The sequence below is a fragment of the Limnobacter sp. CACIAM 66H1 genome (assembly GCF_001601825.1).
GTDB lineage: Bacteria > Pseudomonadota > Gammaproteobacteria > Burkholderiales > Burkholderiaceae_B > Limnobacter.
Genome location: NZ_LUJK01000015.1, coordinates 17,231 through 37,797, shown reverse-complemented (window position 1 = coordinate 37,797; position 20,567 = coordinate 17,231). Strand labels below are relative to the sequence as shown.

Annotated in this window: 16 protein-coding genes; 7 read left to right on the top strand and 9 right to left on the bottom strand. The window is 54.8% G+C overall.

Annotation, left to right across the window (positions count from 1 at the left end; genetic code table 11):
- The first annotated feature begins 2 nt into the window (after positions 1-2).
- The 3 genes from A0129_RS06330 to A0129_RS06320 are packed head-to-tail and all read left to right on the top strand — an operon-like array spanning position 3 to position 4,530.
- Entirely contained in the window at positions 3-1,916 is a 1,914-nt protein-coding gene (locus A0129_RS06330; protein ID WP_291713423.1) for an ATP-binding protein, read from the top strand.
- A complete protein-coding gene (locus tag A0129_RS06325) occupies positions 1,913-2,626 on the top strand; it encodes a response regulator transcription factor (protein WP_291713421.1) in 714 nt (237 codons plus the stop codon). The genes A0129_RS06330 and A0129_RS06325 overlap by 4 nt, the downstream gene beginning before the upstream one ends.
- Positions 2,623-4,530 carry an ATP-binding protein gene (locus tag A0129_RS06320; RefSeq protein WP_291713419.1) on the top strand — a complete coding sequence of 636 codons (1,908 nt, stop codon included), beginning with the start codon at positions 2,623-2,625 and terminating at the stop codon, positions 4,528-4,530. Before A0129_RS06325 ends, A0129_RS06320 begins: the two co-directional genes overlap by 4 nt.
- Positions 4,531-4,592: 62 nt before the next feature.
- On the opposite strand, the gene A0129_RS06315 is transcribed toward A0129_RS06320, so the two are convergent.
- The 6 genes from A0129_RS06315 to A0129_RS06290 all read right to left on the bottom strand — a co-directional run bounded on the left by A0129_RS06315 (position 4,593) and on the right by A0129_RS06290 (position 11,425).
- Positions 4,593-5,537: a hydroxymethylglutaryl-CoA lyase gene (locus A0129_RS06315; protein ID WP_171101052.1), complete on the bottom strand. Its 945-nt coding sequence runs from the start codon at positions 5,535-5,537 to the stop codon at positions 4,593-4,595.
- Positions 5,534-7,585, bottom strand: coding sequence for a biotin carboxylase N-terminal domain-containing protein (locus A0129_RS06310; RefSeq protein WP_291713417.1), 2,052 nt, complete (start codon positions 7,583-7,585; stop codon positions 5,534-5,536). Before A0129_RS06310 ends, A0129_RS06315 begins: the two co-directional genes overlap by 4 nt.
- A gap of 16 nt (positions 7,586-7,601) precedes the next feature.
- Entirely contained in the window at positions 7,602-8,399 is a 798-nt protein-coding gene (locus A0129_RS06305; protein WP_291713415.1) for an enoyl-CoA hydratase-related protein, read from the bottom strand.
- Positions 8,400-8,431: 32 nt separating this feature from the next.
- Positions 8,432-10,042: a carboxyl transferase domain-containing protein gene (locus A0129_RS06300; protein ID WP_291713414.1), complete on the bottom strand. Its 1,611-nt coding sequence runs from the start codon at positions 10,040-10,042 to the stop codon at positions 8,432-8,434.
- 2 nt (positions 10,043-10,044) lie between these two features.
- Positions 10,045-10,653, bottom strand: coding sequence for a 2-hydroxychromene-2-carboxylate isomerase (locus A0129_RS06295; protein ID WP_291713412.1), 609 nt, complete (start codon positions 10,651-10,653; stop codon positions 10,045-10,047).
- Positions 10,654-10,735: 82 nt separating this feature from the next.
- A complete protein-coding gene (locus tag A0129_RS06290) occupies positions 10,736-11,425 on the bottom strand; it encodes an exopolysaccharide biosynthesis protein (RefSeq protein WP_291713410.1) in 690 nt (229 codons plus the stop codon).
- Positions 11,426-11,562: 137 nt separating this feature from the next.
- Between A0129_RS06290 and A0129_RS06285 the strand changes: the two genes are divergently transcribed.
- A complete protein-coding gene (locus tag A0129_RS06285) occupies positions 11,563-11,946 on the top strand; it encodes a hypothetical protein (protein WP_291713408.1) in 384 nt (127 codons plus the stop codon).
- A gap of 53 nt (positions 11,947-11,999) precedes the next feature.
- Here A0129_RS06285 and A0129_RS06280 read toward each other — a convergent pair whose 3' ends face one another.
- Positions 12,000-13,511 (bottom strand): NAD(P)/FAD-dependent oxidoreductase, encoded by a 1,512-nt coding sequence (locus tag A0129_RS06280; RefSeq protein WP_291713407.1) that lies wholly within the window; start codon positions 13,509-13,511, stop codon positions 12,000-12,002.
- A gap of 132 nt (positions 13,512-13,643) precedes the next feature.
- On the opposite strand from A0129_RS06280, the gene A0129_RS06275 reads away from it, so the two are divergent.
- A complete protein-coding gene (locus A0129_RS06275; protein WP_291713405.1) occupies positions 13,644-14,369 on the top strand; it encodes a nitroreductase in 726 nt (241 codons plus the stop codon).
- Positions 14,370-15,023: 654 nt separating this feature from the next.
- Here the strand turns inward: A0129_RS06275 and aceK are convergent.
- A complete protein-coding gene (gene aceK / locus A0129_RS06270) occupies positions 15,024-16,748 on the bottom strand; it encodes a bifunctional isocitrate dehydrogenase kinase/phosphatase (RefSeq protein ID WP_291713403.1) in 1,725 nt (574 codons plus the stop codon).
- A gap of 227 nt (positions 16,749-16,975) precedes the next feature.
- Here aceK and A0129_RS06265 point away from each other — a divergent pair, with 227 nt between their 5' ends.
- On the top strand, positions 16,976-18,196 hold the full coding sequence (locus A0129_RS06265) for an alpha/beta fold hydrolase (protein ID WP_291713400.1): 1,221 nt from the start codon (positions 16,976-16,978) through the stop codon (positions 18,194-18,196).
- Positions 18,197-18,200: 4 nt separating this feature from the next.
- Here A0129_RS06265 and A0129_RS06260 read toward each other — a convergent pair whose 3' ends face one another.
- Entirely contained in the window at positions 18,201-19,382 is a 1,182-nt protein-coding gene (locus A0129_RS06260; protein WP_291713398.1) for an isovaleryl-CoA dehydrogenase, read from the bottom strand.
- 95 nt (positions 19,383-19,477) lie between these two features.
- On the opposite strand from A0129_RS06260, the gene A0129_RS06255 reads away from it, so the two are divergent.
- Complete coding sequence (locus A0129_RS06255) at positions 19,478-20,500, top strand: MBL fold metallo-hydrolase (RefSeq protein ID WP_291713397.1); 1,023 nt, start codon at positions 19,478-19,480, stop codon at positions 20,498-20,500.
- Positions 20,501-20,567 lie beyond the last annotated feature (67 nt).

The window sequence follows — 20,567 nt, the reverse complement described above, 5'->3', positions numbered from 1 at the left end:
CGATGCCAAGCGCTCCACTGAAGCCCACATCAAGCTGGGCGAAACGACTTGGCCTGTTTTATGTGTTGGCTGTGTGCATTGCACTGAGTGGTGCAGCCTTGCTTTCTTATCAAATTGCCAAGGCCACCCCCACTGACCCCAGCGCGATTGAATTGACCATGGCGCGTTTTTCAACGCACATTGATTACCAAACCGCCCCCCCTTCGCACCTGGCTTCAGCCCCGGTGGTGCTGTTGCCCCACCGAATCGACGACAAACTGCAGGGTCCGGGCGGTTTTTACTGGTATGAAATGGACTTCACCGTATTGCCAGAGAGCCGAATTGAGGCGCTTTACATTCCCCGCTTTGCGATGAATGCCGAGGTGTACTTGAATAGGGAGCGAATTGGTTACTTCGGTCCCATGACAGGCGAGTACGCCGAGCGCAACTGGAATCGCCCCCAAATTCTGAATTTGGGTGCCCGTGTGCTGCAGCCCGGCAAAAACACACTGGCCATTCAAGTGCGCGCCTTTCCCGACTATTTGGCGGGCTTGTCTTCAGTGTGGCTGGGCTCTGACGAGAACCTTCGAGAAGCTTACCGGTCACGTTACGAAGTGCAGGTGACATCGGTTTACCTCAGTACCGCCTTTGTGCTGGGGGCGGGAATTGTGCTGACCATCCTGATCGGCATGGGCAAAACCCGTAGCGGCTTGCTCACGCTGCTGGCCGCCACCTGTTTTTTGTGGGGTATCCGAAACCTCGCATTCTTGACCACGGTACCCCCAGTTGAGCACGGCTTGTGGATCCAGATTACCCAAGGCGGCTTGCTGGTGTTTGCCAGCGTGATTTTGCTGCTGATCCTTTTGTACTGCCGTGTGCCCAAACACCGGCTTGAATGGAAAATATGGGGCGCCTACACAGCCAGTTTTCCCGTGCTGCTGATGATCAATGAAAACTGGGCTCTTCGCCTGGTGGGTTATTACGGCATTCTTGGCTTGTGCATGTACAGCTGGAATGTGATCCAGCTGATGCGCTATGGCAACACCAAACAATCGCTGGCTCCGCATGCATTTGGATTCGGCCTGCTTTGTTACATGGCCTTGAGTGTGTCCGATCTGCTTTTTCTCGCCGGGATTTTGCCTTTCGATGGTTACTTTCTGAATCAGTACATGGGTATCGCCATGTTTCTGGCCATGAGCTACTTTTTGATCGACCGTTACAGTGGTTTGCTGGCTGAATCGGACCGCTTCAACGAAACACTTCAAAGCCGCCTGATGGAGCGCGAGGCCGAACTGGCTGCGCAATACCAGCGCATGCAAAAAATAGATGAAGAAAAGGTGAAAATGGCTGAGCGTCAACGTTTGATGGCCGACATGCACGATGGCTTGGGTGCCCACCTGGTAGCCGCCATTCACCACCTGCAATCCTCGAACTTCAACCGCAAAAACACCTTGAACCTGCTTGAATCGGGGTTGCGGGATTTGCAATTGACGATTGACTCGCTTGAGCCAATCGAAGAAGACCTGACCACCTTGCTCGGTGCGTTCCGTTACCGGATTGCAGACAATATGCGCAGTGCTGGCATTCGACTGCATTGGGTCATCGATCAGGACATCCCTACCATTCCCTACCTGGATGCGCGCAACTGTCTTCATGTTCTGCGGATTGTTCAGGAAATTTTCACCAACATTTTGAAACACGCCAACGCCAGCGAAGTAAGCTTGCATGTTTCAAGGGGACCAAAATATGTGGGTGTTCAGATTCAAGACAACGGCGTAGGATTCGTGATGGAAAGAAGCCAGCACGGCAGGGGTTTGAAAAACCTGAAACAACGTGCAAATGCTTTGGGAGGTAGTATCAATATTCATTCCGAGGCTGGGCAAGGCGCCCGTTTTCTGCTCAAATTACCCTTGGATACACCAATCGGCAAACCATGAACGCGCGAGATCTCGATCACATTGAAGCCAAGCCAGTCGGCGTGATCTTGGTCGAGGATGAACCCGCCACACAAGATCACCTCACCCGCGTCATTGACTCCTCCCCACACATGAAGCTGTTGGGCGTGGCCAGCACTGTTCAGGACGCCTATTCCCTGTTGTTCATGACCAACCCGAAGGTGGCATTGATCGACCTGGGTTTACCAGACTCGTCGGGCATTGAAGTCATCGAGTGGCTAAGCAAACACAAACCCGAAACAGAATGCCTGGTCATCACAGCATTTGGTGATGAAGACCATGTAGTGCGAAGTCTTGAAGCTGGCGCAAGCGGTTACCTGCTTAAGGATTATTCCAACGAAGAATTGATTGAGCACATTCTGGAAGTGGCCAACGGGGGTTCGCCCATCAGCCCACTGATTGCGCGCCAATTGTTGTCAAAAATGCAAACTCCTCGCGTTTGTGACGCAGATTATGCTCAAACCAAGGCCGATCTGGATGAATCGCAAAAGGCCTGCAGCATTACCGATCGGGAATTGAAGGTGATTCAACAAGTGGCCCGCGGTTTTACCGCACAGGAAATTGCAGCGCAAATGGGTATTTCAACCCACACAGTTGCAACCCACGTGAAGCGTATTTACAAGAAACTGCACGTGCATAGCAGGTCTGAGGCAGTGTATGAAGCCACCCTGTTGGGACTGCTTGACCTTTGAATCCGGAATCTGCTGATCGCCTGTTCACCGGGCGCTTCTTAATTCTTTTTCTGGCGACGTTGCTGGTGGCCTTGTTGGGCACGTTCAAGGCACCACTGCCCGCGCTAGGCGATGAATATTCACATCAGCAGGCCTACATGTTTCAGCAGGCCAAGGTGCTTTTCTCCAGTGATCCCACATTAAGCGCCAGCGAGGTATTGGCGCTGAACGCCAAAAAAACCGTGGTACTTCCCGATTCCTGGGACACCACGCAACCTGAGTTTGAAGGCCAGGGCTGGTATCAAATCGATTTCCGCCTGAGTCCTGACAAACCTGTTCCCAGCGCGGTTTTCATGCCACGGGCGATCATGAATGCTCACGCTTATCTCAATGGCCATTGGATTGGTGGCTTGGGAACACTCGAGGGGGACATTACCCGGCACTGGAACTACCCCTATCTGTTCCAGTTTTCGCCCGACCTGCTTATCCCTGGTAACAACACCTTGCTGATTCAGGTTGCAGGCTACAAAAACTACCGAAGCGGACTGGGCAGGGTATGGCTGGGGCCCAACAGCGTACTGGAACCCATGTATGAATCGTCGTATCGCTGGCAAGTGACCGGGTCGATGCTGGCCACGCTGGTGGCCTTTGCCAGTGGTGTGCTTCTGCTGTTATTTGCCAGGGTTTTTCGGGAACAGGAAGGTTTCCTGTTTTTCAGCCTTGCCGTGATCGTTTTTGCAGCACGTAACACAGGCTATTTCATGGACTGGATTCCCCTGCCCCACGCGCAGTGGGGACAGCTGGTGCACAGTCTGCATGCCTGGTTTGCCTGTCTGTACGGGCTGTTTTTAATACGGTACATGAACCTGGGGTGGAAGTGGATTCCCAGAGGACTGGTGGCCTACGCAATAGCAGTGTCGCTGATCACACTCGCTGCAGGCAGTGAGCAAATACTGAATTTCACATTCTGGCTGCTGTTGCCGGTAATCCCGCTGGTGTTCATTCTGAATGTGCTGCTGTTAACTTATTCATGGCGCCTTCAAAATTTTGAGGCTGCGATACTGGGCTGCAGCTCTCTGCTGTTTGTTCTGCTCAGCATTCGTGATTTGGCCACGATGCTGAACCTGCTGCCCATTGAGTCGGTGTTGCTGTCGCAGTACACCGGCATCCTGTTGTTCGTATCGGCTTGTTGGGTGATTTTCAGGCGTTATCGCGCCTTGTTGCTGGAATTGAAAGCCTCCAACGACTCGCTGAATTCAGAACTGGCCATTCGCGAACAACAGCTGTTTCGACAATTTAATTTGCTGCGCAAAATTGAGCAGCAACGCGCTCAGGACGATGAGCGTCGGCGCATTATGCAAGACATTCACGATGGGGTCGGTTCCAGTTTGGTGTCGGCCCTGAACCTGAGTGAGACAAAGCCGCTGAGCCAGGATGAAATGCGCGATGTATTGCAGGAGTGCCTCGATGATTTGCGCATGGCGATTGATTCACTCGACCCGCAAAGCGACGACCTCTTGGCGCTGTTGGGTAACTTCAGATGGCGGTATGAACGCCGCCTGAAAGCCAGTGGCGTCACATTGTTGTGGAGTGTGGCAGACATTCCGAAACTGGAGGGCTACAGCTCTCGTGACTTGTTCGACTTGCTGCGAATCGTGCAGGAAATTTTTGCCAACAGCCTCAAACATGCCAAAGCCAGCAAGATTGAATTGAGTGTGCGATGGGATGAGGCCAACGACAAAGTGTTGCTGAACATCAGCGACAACGGTGTGGGCATGCCTCACAACACACTGGGGCGCGGACGTGGTTTGGCACACATGAAAATTCGGGCCAAAGCCATTCGAATCGAGCTTTATACCGGGCGCAACAGCCAGGAACAAGGCGTGGCAGTGTTCATGGCCATTCCCAGAATGCGTAGAAAGTAAGCGGGGCAGATGAGTCATTTCGGCAGTGAAGTGCACCACCGCAGAAGCACTTCACTGAGCGCTCAAGCACCTGTTTCGGTATTCAGTTTATTCCACACCGCACGGCCAGCACGGCTGGTGTAGGGCTTGCCGATGCTGCCTGAAATCCACGCGCCAGTTTGCACCAGTTTGTGCATGTTCAGGCCAGTGTCGATGCCCATGCCTTGCAACAGGTAAACCACATCCTCGGTGGCCACGTTGCCGGTTGCACCTTTGGCATATGGGCATCCCCCCAACCCGGCGATCGAGCTGTGAAAAGTGGACACACCCAACTGCAGGGCTGCCAGAATATTGGCCAGAGCCTGACCATAGGTGTCGTGAAAATGGCCCGCCACATTGTTCAAACCCACGCTGTAACCCACAGCCTCGAAGACCTGGCTAACCCTCAGCGCGGTACCCACACCAATCGTGTCAGCCACGTCAAATTCCTGCACACCGATGTCGCGTAAACGCAAAGCCACTTCAGCTGCGTTTTGCACCGGTACCTCACCCTGATAAGGGCAACCCAGCGCGCAGGAAATAGAACCACGCAAGTGAATGTTATGGGCTTGGGCCAATGCAGCCACAGGTTTGAAACGCTCGATGCTTTCGGCAATGGTGCAATTGATATTTTTTTGCGTGAAGGCTTCTGAAGCAGCAGTGAACACGACGGCCTCTTGCACGCCGGCTTCAATCGCAGCTTCCATGCCCTTGAGGTTGGGCACCAGGGCCGAGTACGACACAGTACGATCCTGTAGATCCGGCAGGGCTTGCAGGCCAGCCAACACATCCGCGCCATCGGCCATTTGCGGTACCCACTTGGGCGATACGAATGCGGCGGCTTCCAGCCTGTGAATGCCCGCCTCGATCAACTGTTTGCACAGTTCGACCTTGATGGCAGTAGAAATGGGTGTTTTCTCGTTTTGAAGGCCATCGCGTGGGCCAACCTCAACCAGAGTCACCTGCGAAGGAAGTTTGATCATGCTCATTTTGCCGTGTCGTCTTCTGAAAAATGAATCAACTCGGTGCCCTCAGTCACCTGATCACCCACCGGGTGCGGAATGGATTGAACCACGCCATCGCAGGGCGAATTCAAGGTGTGCTCCATCTTCATGGCTTCCAGGCCAATCAAAGGTTGACCTTTTTTCACCCTGTCACCCACTTTCACCAAGACCGCGAATACCTTGCCTGGCATGGGTGCGGCCACGCCGTGTGCGTCATGGCCCTGGTCGGCGCGAATCTGCGCCGGGTTTTGCCATTGCAAATTGGTTTGCTCTGCACCCACATGCACATTCAGGTTGTCGCCATGCCAAATCAAATCAAACTCACTGCCGGCATGGGCACCCGACTGAATGTGCCCCTGAACGCGCGGTAGCTCACCGCGGGATGACACGGCTGAAAGCGTGACGTGCAATGCGGCCCCAGCACTTTGAATGCTGACTTGCTGCCCGCACACCGCGACATGCGTGTGGGTGGCCAGCGATGTGTCACGGCTCAACCAGCGGTCTTCCCGCAAAGGGGGCGAACTGGAATAAAAACCATCCAGCATGGCCAACGGATCTTTGCTGTTTCTGTTGTGCGGGTGCTGGTGCAAAGCCCAACGGGCAAGGCCCGCCAAGGCCTGCAGCGTGAGGGTGTCCATGGGGGTGGATGGATCAGTACCCATGGCCATTCGATCAATCAAACCCGTGTCGTAACCACCCGCTGCAAATTCCGGATGCAGGCAGAGCCCGCGCAACCAGGCCAGGTTGTTTTTTACGCCGACACAGCGCAGCTGCGCCAATGCGTCAGCCAGTTTTTTTAATGCAGCATCGCGTGTGGGTGCCCAGGTAATCAGTTTGCCTACCATGGGATCGTAATAAGGCGATACGGCCAAGCCAGAGCGCATGGAGGAGTCCAGACGAATTCCAGCTGTTCGGCCTGCGTGCGTACCGGTACGAAACTCGATTGCATCGGGTGCTTCCCACAATTCAACGGTACCAATGGCAGGCAAAAACCCCTGCTCCGGGTTTTCAGCATACAGGCGCGCTTCAAACGCATGGCCGTCAATGTGAATGGTTTCCTGGGTCGCTGGCAAGGGCAAACCTGCCGCGATTTCAATTTGCCATTGAACCAGATCGAAACCGGTGATCATTTCAGTCACCGGGTGCTCCACCTGCAAGCGGGTGTTCATTTCCATGAAATAGAATTCGCCACGCGCATCCAGCAAAAACTCCACCGTGCCAGCGCCCACATAATTCACAGCCTTGGCCACTTGCACCGCTGTGCGCCCAAAGGCTTCACGCTGTTGCTCGGTGAGCCCGAATGCAGGTGCTTCCTCAATCACTTTTTGGTGGCGACGCTGTGCCGAGCAATCACGTTCAAACAGATGCACTACATTGCCGTGGGTGTCGGCAAACACCTGCACTTCCACATGGCGAGGCTGGATAATCTGTTTTTCGAGCATCACGGTGGCATCGCCAAATGCGTTTTTGGCCTCGCGCTGGCAACTTTCAAGTGCGGCTTGCAAGTCGCCTGCGTTACTGACAATTCGAATGCCCTTGCCACCACCGCCGGCCACCGCCTTGATCATCAGCGGAAAACCGATTCGCTCCGCTTCAGCCTGCAAAGTGGCCAGCGATTGATCGGCACCAAAGTAACCAGGAATGAGCGGTACACCCGCAGGCTGCACACAGGCCTTGGCCTCGCTTTTGCTGCCCATGATGCGGATGGCTTGCACACCGGGACCAATGAAGGTGATGTGTGCGTCGGCACAAGCCTGCGCGAAGGCGGCATTCTCGGACAGAAAACCGTAACCGGGGTGAATGGCCTGCGCGCCGGTTTGCCGGGCTGCTGCAATCACTTTGGCGATATTCAAGTAGCTTTGCGCAGCCTCGGGCTCGCCAAGGCACACCGCTTCATTGCATTCCTGCACATGCAGGGCCTGTGCGTCAGCCGTGGAATACACCGCCACGGTTTGAATACCCATGGCTTGCGCGGTGCGGTTAATTCGGCGGGCTATCTCGCCACGGTTGGCAATCAGTATTTTGGTGAACATTGTGTGAATAACCTTTTTAGCCAACCCACTTCGGTTTGCGTTTTTCCATGAAAGCCATCATGCCTTCGGCGGCTTCGGCACTGCCGCGCACTTCAGCTAGTCGTGCAGCCACATCGGCGTGCGTTTCATCGGCGGTGATGTCCATGCGCGACACATCGCGAACGAGTTTTTTGCACGCCGCCATGGCATCGGGGGCGCAACTGTCCAGCTCGGCAAGAATCGATTCCAGCTTCGCATCGAGTGTGTCGAGCGTGGTCAGTTCATGCACCATGCCCAACTCGTACGCTTTCTCAGCCGTGAATGTTTCGCCAGTGATGAAATAGCGGCGCGCAGCCTGCACACCCATGGCTTGAACCACATAGGGGCTGATGGTGGCGGGTATCAAACCACGCTTGACTTCCGGCAAGCTGAATTTCACATTGTTGCTGGCCACAATAATGTCGCTGGCACTGACCAGGCCAGTGGCACCTGCCAGGCACAAGCCGTGCACACGCGCCACCACGGGCTTGGGGCATTCGGCAATGCCGCGAAACAGGCTGGTAAGTGTGATGCCGCTGGTTTTGTTGCTGGCCGCCTGCTGCGCCATTTGCATCATGTAGCTTAAGTCGGCGCCAGAACAAAATGCATCCCCATTTGCAGCCAGCACAATCGCGCGTGTGTCAGGGTCATTGCCCAAACGCTGGAAAGCCTCGACCAGCATGGCAATCATTTCGCCGTTCATGGCGTTTTTAATGTGCGGGCGGTTCAGCGTCAGCCACACGGATTTTCCCTTGCGGGTTTCAATCACGGGTTTTTCATTCGACTGTTCTGTCATTGCGGTGTCTCCGTTTTTATTGTTGTACGCATTTACATTCTGTAGACGCCGAACTTCGTATCCGGAATGTCGGCATTCAAGCTGGCTGAAATGGCCATGCCCAGAATACGGCGGGTATCCACCGGGTCAATCAAGCCATCGTCCCAGAGCCTTGCCGTGGCGTAATAGGGTTGGCTTTGTTCATCGAACTGCTTTAGCGTGGGTGCCTTGAATTCGGCTTCTTCTTCCTTGCTCCAGGTGCCGCCTTTGGCCTCAATCTGGTTGCGCTTCACGGTGGCCAACACGCCGGCAGCCTGTTCGCCACCCATCACACTGATTCGCGCATTGGGCCACATCCACATAAAGCGCGGGCTGTACGCACGACCGCACATGCCGTAGTTGCCGGCCCCGAAGGAGCCACCGATCACCACTGTGAATTTGGGCACCTTTGCACAGGCCACTGCCATGACCATTTTTGCGCCATGGCGCGCAATGCCTTCGTTTTCTACTTTCTTGCCCACCATGAAACCAGTGATGTTTTGCAAAAACACCAAGGGGATCTTGCGTTGGCAACACAGTTCAATGAAGTGAGCGCCTTTCTGCGCTGACTCGGAAAACAAAATGCCGTTGTTGGCCACAATGCCGACCGGCATGCCATACAGGCGCGCAAATCCACACACCAGCGTATTGCCAAAGCGGGCTTTGAATTCATCGAATTCGCTGCCATCGACCAGGCGGGCAATGATGTCACGCACATCGAATGGTTTTTTCGCATCGGTGGGCACAATGCCGTAAATTTCCTCGGCGCTGTACAGGGGCTCTTTGGATTCCGTCAACGCCCATGGGTAGCGTTTCTCGGGTCGACCCAAATTGGCCACAATGCGGCGTGCAATTTCCAAAGCATGTTGATCGTTCTCGGCCAAATGGTCGGCCACACCGGAGAGGCGTGTGTGCACATCGGCACCACCCAGTTCTTCGGCACTGACAATTTCGCCCGTGGCGGCTTGCACCAAGGGCGGACCACCCAGAAAAATCGTGGCCTGGTTTTTCACGATAATGGCTTCATCGCTCATGGCGGGCACGTACGCACCACCAGCGGTACAGCTACCCATGACCACCGCAATTTGCGCAATGCCTTGCGCGCTCATATTGGCCTGATTAAAAAATATTCGTCCAAAGTGATCGCGGTCTGGAAACACCTCGTCCTGATTGGGCAGGTTGGCCCCGCCAGAGTCGACCAGGTAAATACAGGGCAAATTGTTCTCTGCGGCCACTTCCTGCGCGCGCAAATGCTTCTTCACGCTCAAGGGGTAATAGGTGCCGCCTTTCACGGTGGCGTCATTGCACACAATCATGCAATCCACACCGCTGACGCGGCCAATGCCTGCAATTGCACCGGCACCCGGCGCAGCGCCACCGTACATGCCCCATGCAGCCAGGGGTGCCAGTTCCAGAAAGGGCGAACCCGGGTCAAGCAAACCCGCCACGCGTTCGCGGGGCAGCAGCTTGCCACGCGCTGTGTGCCGTTCATTGGCCACCTTTCCGCCACCCTGTGCCACCACCGCCAAATTGGCTTTCAGCTCGTCAACCAGTGTTTTCAGTGCCGCCTGGTTGGCCGCAAAATCGGGGCGGCTTTTGACATTGTTGGAGTCGAGAACAGCCATGTTCAGAAAGGCCCCTGCACAACCCAGCGGCGCAATTGTTCCATGCGATCCTGGCCCCAGAAGGCTTCACCATCCACCACAAAGTACGGTGCACCAAACATGCCGGCATCGATGGATTCCTGCACTGCGTTCTTCATCTGTTCCTTCACCGCATCCGTTTGGGCACCTGCAATCAACGCTGCACCATCCAGTCCGATGGAATCGGCCACCGCCTGCACAGTTGAATCTTCGGTAATGTCCTGCCCATCCACAAAATAGGCTTTGTACAGGGCACGGGTCAGTTCACCCGCTTTTTCAGGCTGGGTGTTCAGCACCTGCAAAATGGCACGTGAGCCAGTGGTGGCATTGATGGGGAATTTCTTCGGCCAGTTGATTTTCAAGCCATGAAAGCGCGCGGTGCGCGCGAAGTCTTTTGCGGAGTACTTGCCCTTGGCCGGGTTCATCATGGGCGCGGTGTTCCCAGTGCTTTTGAATACGAAGCCCAACAGAGTTGGCTTGTAATTCACACTGCGGTTACCTGCTGCTGCAATTTCCTCGATTTGCTCGGCGGCCACATAGCTATAGGGGCTGGTCAAGTCGAAATAGAAATCAATCGTTTGTTTGGTAGTCATGGTGCTGTTGGGCTCCAGATTAAGGTTATTCCTGTGATTCTAACGAACTTAGGGGATACTTCGCGGTGTGGCTTGCGCCTTGTCAGGAAAAAAGCCAACCCAGCCATTGGCTTGCCCAGGGTTGCTTTGAAACCCACATGAACACGGCATAACCACCCCACCACAACAATGCAACCAGCAAGGCAGCCAATGCCGTGAACACGTAGCCCGCCAGTACCAGCCTGCCGTCCCGAACCCTAAGGCCAAAAGTGATGCACACCATGGCTGCAGCGGGTAACACGTTGTCGAATGACGCAAAAGGCACTGGCGCTGCCATGGTGAGCCCGGCGAAGGCCAGCACCAAGCCATTGACGGGACGCATTCGCGGGTGGCTCATGAGGAACAGGCGCGGCTTGCTGTGGGGGGCCACCCTGCGGATGAACACGCCCAAAAACCGTTTAAGCACATGGGCCGCTTTGGGTGGCAGCCTTTTTTCGCCGATCTTTTGTGGAATGGGTACCCCAAACCCGAGGGCATAACCCACACCCAAGAGGAAAGTGAGATAACCCAGGCTGGTCGCAATGCCCGGAATTCCGAAGGGCAAGAGCAAAGGCAAAGCGGCCAGACCGATCCATGTGAGCTGTTGCTTGGGACTGCGGCCGATGGCATCGGCCACAGTGGCCTGCGCCATGTTGTCCGCGAACAAAACCACACGGCGCCAAGCATAGGGTAGTTCGTTCAGGGACTCGTCAGACTTGTCAGCTTGGTTCACAGCACGGGGAATTGAATTCAAGGCCCCCCATCTTAGGCGAATTTGAATGCAGCTGTGATGAAACCTACCTAATTCGAGCGAAGGGTAAGCCCGATAGACAACGTCATTACCTAAGTATCACTCTAGATGATGAAAACATATTCATCACGGGGGTCTTCATGTTCAAACACACTTGTCTATTGATTGCCTTAGGCGCAGGCACCTCGCTTACCCAACCCGCCCTGGCGGAACGCTTTCCCGAAGTGCCCCGCCCGATTGACTACTTTGTCAACGGCGAGGAAATCCTCGCGGTGAACACACTCCGCGACGACATTCGAGCCCAAGGCAATTTCCCATTGGCCAAAGCATTGCTGGCCATCGGCCGAGACGATCTGCTGGGCTTGAACCGTGGCCTGGACAGCTTTGACACAGGCACCCTGGAAACTCCCTTGGGCGGTGAATTCGAGGTGGACAAGGAACAGGTGGCGCAATTTCGCACGACTCGCGCGCAGCGGGCCAGCCGAGGATTGAATCGTCTGGGAGATGGCAGTGGGTTCAATTGATCCAAAGAACAAGGGCTGCATCGCTGCAGCCCTTTGATCAATCAGGTGAACAATCAAGCCGCCTGCTTGGCTTGTGACTTGCGACCCGAAGGCTTTTTGCCAGTTGCGGAGCCCGCTTTCGCAAACTCCAACACGCCATCTTCAATCTCACCTTTTTTCAGCACGGGGCGATCAGCCAGGTAATTGTTGACCACGGTCCAAGGTGCAGCCGGACCCTGCTTGGGCAAACGGTCTGCGGCACGTTTCATGTAGCCCGCTTCCAGATCAAACATGGGAGTATCGTCCGCCTCGACCCCCTCGGCGTTGGGCACCACACGGGTGTAACCATGTTTGTCCATGTGATTCAGCACTCGGCAAACAAACTCGGCAGCCAAGTCGGCTTTCAAAGTCCAGGAAGCATTGGTGTAACCAAACACCATGGCGAAGTTGGGGATGCTACTCATCATCACGCCTTTGTAGCTCATCACCTCGCCCACGTTGACAGGCTTGCCATCCACATGCGCAGTCAAACCGCCCAGAATTTGGAGGTCCAGCCCGGTGGCTGTGATCACAATGTCCGCCTCAAGTACCTGACCGCTTTTCAGCTTGATGCCGTTTTCCACAAACGTATCAATGTGATCGGTCACGATGTCAGCCTTGCCTTTTTTCAGCACTTTGAACAAGTCACCGTCCGGCACCACACACAAACGCTGATCCCAAGGGTTGTAGCTGGGCGTGAAATGCTTCATGTCAAAGTTCTTGCCCATGCGCGCACGGGTAGCACCCAGCAGCAAACGCTTGATCGCTTTCGGACGCTCTTTGCTCAACTTGAAGATCAGGCGTTGCAGGCCAATATTGCGGGCACGGCCGATGTTGTATACCCAGGTGTCGGGCATGAACTTCTTCAACACCACAGAAACCGGATCCACCGATGGAATGGAAGCAATGTAGGTGGGCGAACGCTGCAACATGGTGACGTGGCCAGCCGTATCGGCCATGGCAGGCACCAGAGTAATGGCAGTGGCGCCACTGCCAATGACCACCACACGCTTGCCTGAATAATCCAGGTTTTCAGGCCACTGCTGCGGATGAACCACAGTGCCTTTGAACTTTTTAATGCCGGGAAATTCAGGGCTGTAGCCTTTGTCATAGTTGTAATAGCCAGTACAACCCAACAGGAAGTTGCTGGTGAACACCTGCTTCTCCCCGGTTTCCTCAATGACGCCTTCAACAGTCCACTGGTTTGCTTCGGAATCCCAATTGGCAGCGGTCACCTTCAAGCCGAACTGAATATCCTTGATCACATCGTGCTCTTTGGCGGCTTCCGTCACATACTCGCGAATTTCCTGTCCATTGGCCAAAACCTTCTCGCCCTTCCAGGGCTTAAAGCTGTAGCCCAGCGTAAACATGTCGGAATCAGACCGGATACCAGGGTAGCGGAACAAGTCCCAGGTGCCCCCAATCGCTTTGCGACGTTCCAGAATTTTGATGCTTTTGCCTTTGCAGTTCTGCTTGATGTGGCATGCTGCACCAATGCCAGACAGACCGGCGCCAATAATCAGTACGTCTACATGTGGATTGTTCATTGTTTTGTCCCCGTGGGTTGACCGTTTATGTGACTTTTTGTATTGTCAGTTGAGAGAATAGTGGCGAGCTGGGTCTGTTGACTAGTAAGAAATACTCTAAACTGGGCTAACTATTACACAGAGCAAGGAAAAATGGAATTTCTTGACACATTGAAACAGCGCCACAGTGTGCGTGCTTTTGACCCCAAACCCGTGCCCGACGAGGTGCTCCAACGCCTACTTTCACAGGCTGCACTGTCACCAAGCTGGTCCAACACCCACCCCTACCGAATCGCACTGGCCACTGGCGATGTGCTGGAAAGTTTGCGTGCCGAGCTGTACTCAAGGTTTCAAGAAACAATCAAACTTCAACGTGGTGGCAAGCTGACGCAAATCAAAGGGCTGTTGACCCGAAGCAAAGGCATTCCCGATGGCGATGTCAAACCTGTGGTGAATTACCCCAAGGACTTGCAGGCACGCAGGGTGGAGTGTGGCAAAGGCTTGTATGGCGTATTGGGCGTGGCCCGCAACGACTTGAAAGCCCGCGACCAGGCCATGGCCGAGAACTTCCGTATGTTTGGGGCGCCGGCTGCTGCGTTTCTTTTTGTGCATGAAGGTGTGGGTATTTACAGTGCGCTGGATGCTGGCATTTTTCTGCAAAGCCTGATGTTGGCTGCCACCAATGAAGGTTTGGGGACCTGCGCTCAAGGTGCGCTGGGGCTATTCCGCTCGCCTTTGGACAAGCACTTCGATATTCCGAAGCAATACAACCTGCTGTGCGGTGTGGCGATTGGCTATGAACTGGATGTACCGGTGAACAGGTTTCAGCCCGAGAAAATTGCGGCGAGTGAATTGATGCTGCCCAAGCGAGGGGCCTGAATGCACGCTGTTTAACAGCTCAATCGACTTGGGTTCCACTCTCTCGGAGCTTCTTGATGGTCCATTCGGCTCAGGTTCCGATCTCCAGTTGCGTTCTAATCGCCCATTCGGCTTGGGTTCCGATCTCCAGTTGCGTTCTAATCGCCCGATCGGCTTGGGTTCCGATCTCTCGCCAGAAAACCTGTATTTCCCTTTTTGATATTCACCCTGACTCACCTCGCTCGGCAAAAGGGCGGGCCGAGTCTCGGTGCCGGCCCATGGCCGAGCGTGGCGGGTGAATTCAAACGGGCAGGTTTTCTTGAAGGCGAGGCGATCGAAACACCGCCGCCAATTGGGCGTTGAACACAGCTGCGAGTTGCGTGGTGATGGCGAAGCGCTGCTCGGGAGTGCTGGGAGCTGAACTTGCAACGGGTCGCACGATGACCAGTCAGAAAACTTGCCGGCTTGGCGCGCCGAGACCAACGATCGCGCCCTGGCGCGAAAGCCAAGACCCGACCGTGACTTTTGGAGGGCTTGGCTTAGTGCAGGCTCAAGACGACAAGCCGAAATGCCAAGTTTTCGGGCAACGGCGATCCTTCAAGTTCAGCTTCCAATCAACCAGCCCTGTGCGACACAAGGTACCCACGCCGAGTTGGCCAGAAACCGCAAGGCAGCTCACGGCTTCTTGATAAACCGGTTGGTAAACCGCACCGCCTCGGAATACGGGAAAATATCCTCAATGTGCCCTTGGGTAATTCGGTCTTTGCGCTCTTGCCAAAACTCATATTCCAGCAAATCACGGTGCTTGCTCAAAAACGCTTTGCGCACCCGGCGGTCACCCAGCAAAAAGTGCCCGAACTCTTCGGGGAATACGTCTTTCGGCCCCACTGTGTACCAAGGTTCCGAGGACATTTCTGCCTCGGGGTTGGGGGCATCCGGAATTCGGCGGAAATTGGAGTCGGTCATGTACTCAATTTCGTCGTAATCGTAAAACACCACTCGACCCAAGCGGGTCACACCAAAGTTCTTGAACAGCATATCGCCCGGAAAAATATTCGCGGCGGCCAGTTGCTTGATCGCATTGCCATACTCTGTGATGCCGTGTTCCACTTCCGCGTCGGTGCCCTGCTGCAAGTAAATGTTCAGAGGAGTCATGCGGCGCTCAATGTACACATGCTTGATCACCACGGTGTCCTCTTCAAAGCTGAGCGAGCTTTCACAAGTGTCCTTCAAATGCTCGATCAATTCTTCTGAAAAGCGGTTCAGTGGCAAACCCACATGGCTGTATTCCCATGTGTCAGCCATGCGACCCACGCGATCGTGCTCTTTCACCAACTGGTACTTACGCATCACGCCAGCGCGGTCAATTTCCTTGCTGGGTGCAATTTTGTCCTTGATCAGCTTGAACACGTAGGGATAAGACGGCAGCGTGAACACCGCCATGACCAAACCCTTGATACCGGGCGCCACGATAAACTCATCGTGCGAATGCTTCAAGTGGTGCAGAAAATCCCGGTAAAACAGGGTTTTGCCCTGCTTGTGCAAACCCAGCATTGTGTACATCTCGGCCTTGGGCTTGTTCGGCAACAGCGTGCGCAGAAACTGCACATAGGCGCCAGGCGTTTCCATGTCCACCAAAAAATAAGCGCGCGTGAAACTGAACAATGTGGCGATTTGCTGCACATTGAACAGCACTGTGTCGATGTACAACTTGCCGGAAGAATCGCGAAGAATCGGAATGGCAAATGGTTGAGGCATGTTGGCATTGATGAACTTGCCAATGATGTATGCGCCCTTGTTGCGGAAGAACAAACTGGACAGCACTTGAATTTGGCAATCCGGATCGACCTTGATGGGCCGTGGCATCACCTGCCGTGCAGCATGCACCACGTAACGCAGATCCCGCTCCAAATCCACAAATTCAGCGTTCAGGGAGAAATCACGAATCAATCGCTTCAATGTTTTGCGCAAGCCACCGCTTTTTGGGTTGGCCGGGTAATAGCTGCGGTAAGAAGGCGGATCACTTTCCACGTAATCGGTGCTGACCGCGGGGCGCACAAACAGAAACCGGTTGTGGTAGTAATCGCGATGCAAAATCTTGGTCACGGCGGAATTGAAAAAGGTCTCCGCCAACTCAGGCTGTTTGTGGTCAACGAGGTAAGTCACAAAACGGGTCTTGATCTTGGCCCACACCGATTCGCTCATCAGTAGCGAACCATAATTGCGCCGCAGTAAATCCACCGCCTCTTTCACACGTTCATCGTAAAAATCAATACGGTCGCGGGCCAGTTGCTGGATCAAATGCCAATCGCCTTCCTCAAACAGCTTTTTGGTTTGCTGGGCGCAATAACGAAACAAGCGGTAGTGTTTGTCGAAGCCCGCCAGAATGTCGCTGGCCACTTTTTTTGGACAACTCGCGCTCTTCCTCCTCACTCAGGTGGCTGGTTTCGCTGAGTTCACCAAAATCCTCTTCCAGGGTTTTCAGGTCCAAAGGCACGCTACTCATAAGCTGGCTTCACTCCATATGATGAACCACCGATTCTACGAGATCCCATTCCCGTTTGCCCAAGAAAATCCAAAACCTGCGCGAACTTAGTATCATGGACGGATTGAATCAGGAAGTTGTCATGCCAAGTCGTTTCAAGTTGCTCTACCTGTTGTGCTTACCCTTGCTGGCCTGGGCCTGCAACGGAGAAAACAAATCCGGCTCCGCACCGCGCAATGCCATTCAATCCTCAGAGGCCTTTGGCTGGCCTGCTTCAGTTCAAGGTGAAAATCCCCCAGAAAGCCCGTTGTCTTCCGATGATGTGCTGTTTCAACTGGGCATGGTCAGCGACATGTTGCCGCGCCAACAACTGGCCGGTGTGGTTGACCCCATCGCCTTGGGCTACACGCTGAGCGACATCACCGACCCCGCTTTGCTGGAATTTCAAATTCGCGCCATGGCGGCGCAATTGAGCGACGGTTCCCGCATTGATCAAGTATTTCATTGGTACGGGCACCCCGAGAACAACAAGTCGGTTGCACTGGTTCCCGTTGAATTTCAAAACCGCTACGGCACCCGCCTGCATGGCGAAATTGTGCTGCCCAAACGCGGACAAACTGCGGCCACCGCCCAAAAATACCCATTGATACTTGCGCTTGAAGGCCTGAACACCAACACAGCCATGTACCGCTGGTGGCACCAGTTGTTTGCCGATGCAGGTTATCTGGTGTTTGCGTTTGACTTTTCCGGCCAGGGTCGATCAGATGATGAAGTGCAAGGCGACCCCGGCAATAACATTGAAGAAGCGCAAGACGCGCTCACCTACCTGCTCAACAACAGCCCTGTGCGCGAGTTTATTGACCCGGCCCGCATTGGCGTGATCGGCCACAGCATGGGCGCCATTGCCACCATGGGTTTGCAAGCAGTGGAGCCACGATTGAAAGCCGCTGTGGCTGCCGCACCCATCAGCGAAATTCAATCGGTGTTCGACAAAAACCCGATCCCTGTGATGATACAAACCGGTGACCACGATGGCCCGATTGCACCGATTGTGGCGGTAAACCCGGCCGTGGTGCGCCCGGTGTATGACCAACTGACCAGTGACCGCGCCTTTATCGTGGCCGATGCCGCCAGCCATGCACAGCACACCAACTACCCGCTGCTGCCCACCTCAACCTGGGGACGGGAAATTGCTGCCCAGTACTCACTGGCCTGGATGAATTTCCACCTGCTGGGCAACACTGAGGCGCTGAAAGTGCTGCAAACTGCGCACCCCAGGCTGAGCTACTTGTGGGAAAGTGAAGTGGTGATTGGGCAGGACAAGCGGGTGTTCAAATCCACCGGGCCTGCCCTGCCGCAATAAGCGTTTACATCGTTTCCGCGAACAGCTCGCGGCCAATCAACATGCGGCGAATTTCGCTGGTGCCTGCGCCAATCTCATACAGCTTGGCATCGCGCCACAAACGGCCACAGGGGTACTCGTTGATGTAGCCGTTGCCACCCAAAATCTGAATGGACTCGCCCGCCATCCAGGTGGCTTTCTCGGCCGAGAACAAAATGGCACCGGCGCAGTCCTTGCGCAACTTGCGAACAGTGTCTGGCGTGGCCTTGTCACAAGCCTTGCCCACTTGATACACATAGGCACGGGTGGCCATCATGACTGAATACATGTCCGCCAGCTTGCCCTGAATCAGCTGAAATTCGCCAATGCTTTGACCGAACTGTTTGCGGTCGTGCACATAAGGCACCACCACATCCATGGCCGCCGCCATGATGCCCAGGGGCCCACCGCTGAGCACCGCGCGCTCAAAGTCCAGACCACTCATGAGCACATTCACACCGCGGCCCACCTTGCCCAGCACATGGGTTTCCGGCACTTCACAATCCTCGAACACCAACTCGCCGGTGTGGCTGCCCCGCATACCCAGTTTGTCCAGCTTCTGCGCTATGGAAAAACCCTTGAATCCCTTCTCAATCAAAAAAGCAGTAATGCCATGGGGGCCAGCAGCCAGATCAGTTTTGGCATACACCACCAGCACATCCGCATCGGGGCCATTGGTAATCCACATCTTGCTGCCGTTGAGCACATACTTGTCGCCTTTCTTGTCGGCCCGCAATTGCATGCTAACCACGTCTGAGCCCGCACCAGGTTCGCTCATGGCCAAGGCACCAATGTGCTCGCCCGAAATGAGCTTGGGCAAAAAGGTTTGGCGTTGCCAGTCATTGCCGTTGCGGCGAATCTGGTTCACACACAGGTTGGAATGCGCACCGTAGCTCAATGCCACCGAGGCGCTGGCCCGTGAAATCTCTTCCATCGCCACAATGTGGGCCAAATAGCCCATGCCACTGCCGCCTAGCTCTTCCTCAACCGTCAGCCCCAACAGGCCCATTTCACCCATTTTTCGCCACAAGTGCATGGGGAATTGGTCGGTTTTGTCCATTTCAGCGGCCAAAGGGGCGATTTCCGCTTGGGCAAAAGTTTGTACGGCATCGCGCAAGGCGTCGATGTCTTCTCCAAGATCAAACTGAAGTCCTGGCAAATTCAACATGTCAAAGTCTCCGCAGAAGTTATGCTTTTTCGAAATGATGCCCTACAATCAGCCCCTTCACCCACACAAATGACTGAAAAGTCACCAGAAAACACATGGGAATTGAACGTTTGTTTGAACCGCCCGTTCTGGGCCAGCCCACCCCGGTCGCCCCTGGCGTTTTGTGGCTGCGTTTGCCACTGCCTTTTGCGCTCGACCACATCAATGTCTGGCTGATCGAAGAAGAAAACCAGTACACCCTGGTGGACTGCGGCGCGGGCCTGCCCGATGTGGCTGCCATGTGGGAAGAAATCGAACAAACCCTGTTTGTGCGCAAACCCTTGGGCCGCATTATCGTGACCCATGCCCACCCCGATCACATCGGCATGGCCGGCCCACTGGCCCGCCGCCACGGCGTGCAGGTACACATGTCCACGGGCGAGTACTTCATGGCCCGCGGCTTGTGCGCTAACCTGCCGGGCTTTGATGCCAACACGCTGGCCGCCTTCATGGGCAGCCACGGCCTGGTGAACGAGAAAAAAGCCGATGAAACCCTGGAAGCGCGAGGTGGCATGTTTTCGCGCCTTGTGCCGGAACCCCCACTGAACTACCGACGCATTCAGCACGGGGATGAAATCGAGATTGGAGGCCATCTGTGGCAATGCCATGCGGGTTTCGGTCACAGCCCCGAACACATCAGCCTGGTGTGCAAAAGCCTGGATTTGATGATCAGCGGGGACATGCTCTTGCCCACCATCTCCACCAATGTCAGCGTGTATGGCATTGAGCCCGAAGGCAACCCGCTACTGTTGTTTTTACAATCCGTACAGCGCATGGCGCAACTGCCCAACAGCCTCACCGTGCTTCCCTCTCATGGCGTTCCCTTCAAAGGCGTGCACGACCGGTGCGCCCAATTGCTGCGCCACCACGATCACCGGCTCAATGAACTGCTGGAAGCCATCAAGGAAAAGCCCTTGACCGCCCGCCAGGCCATTGCCGTGTTGTTCAGGCGCGAGATGGACGGCCACCAGATGAGCTTTGCCATGGGTGAGGCCGTCGCTCACCTGCACTACCTGTGGTACAAAGGTTTGGTGAAACGTTTGGCCATTGAAGGTGTGTGGACTTTTCAGGCAGTTTAGACGCCAGCCGGCCCTTTAAATTTGTACAAACGACCCCATCTCCAATTTTGACCCAATTTTTGCAGCA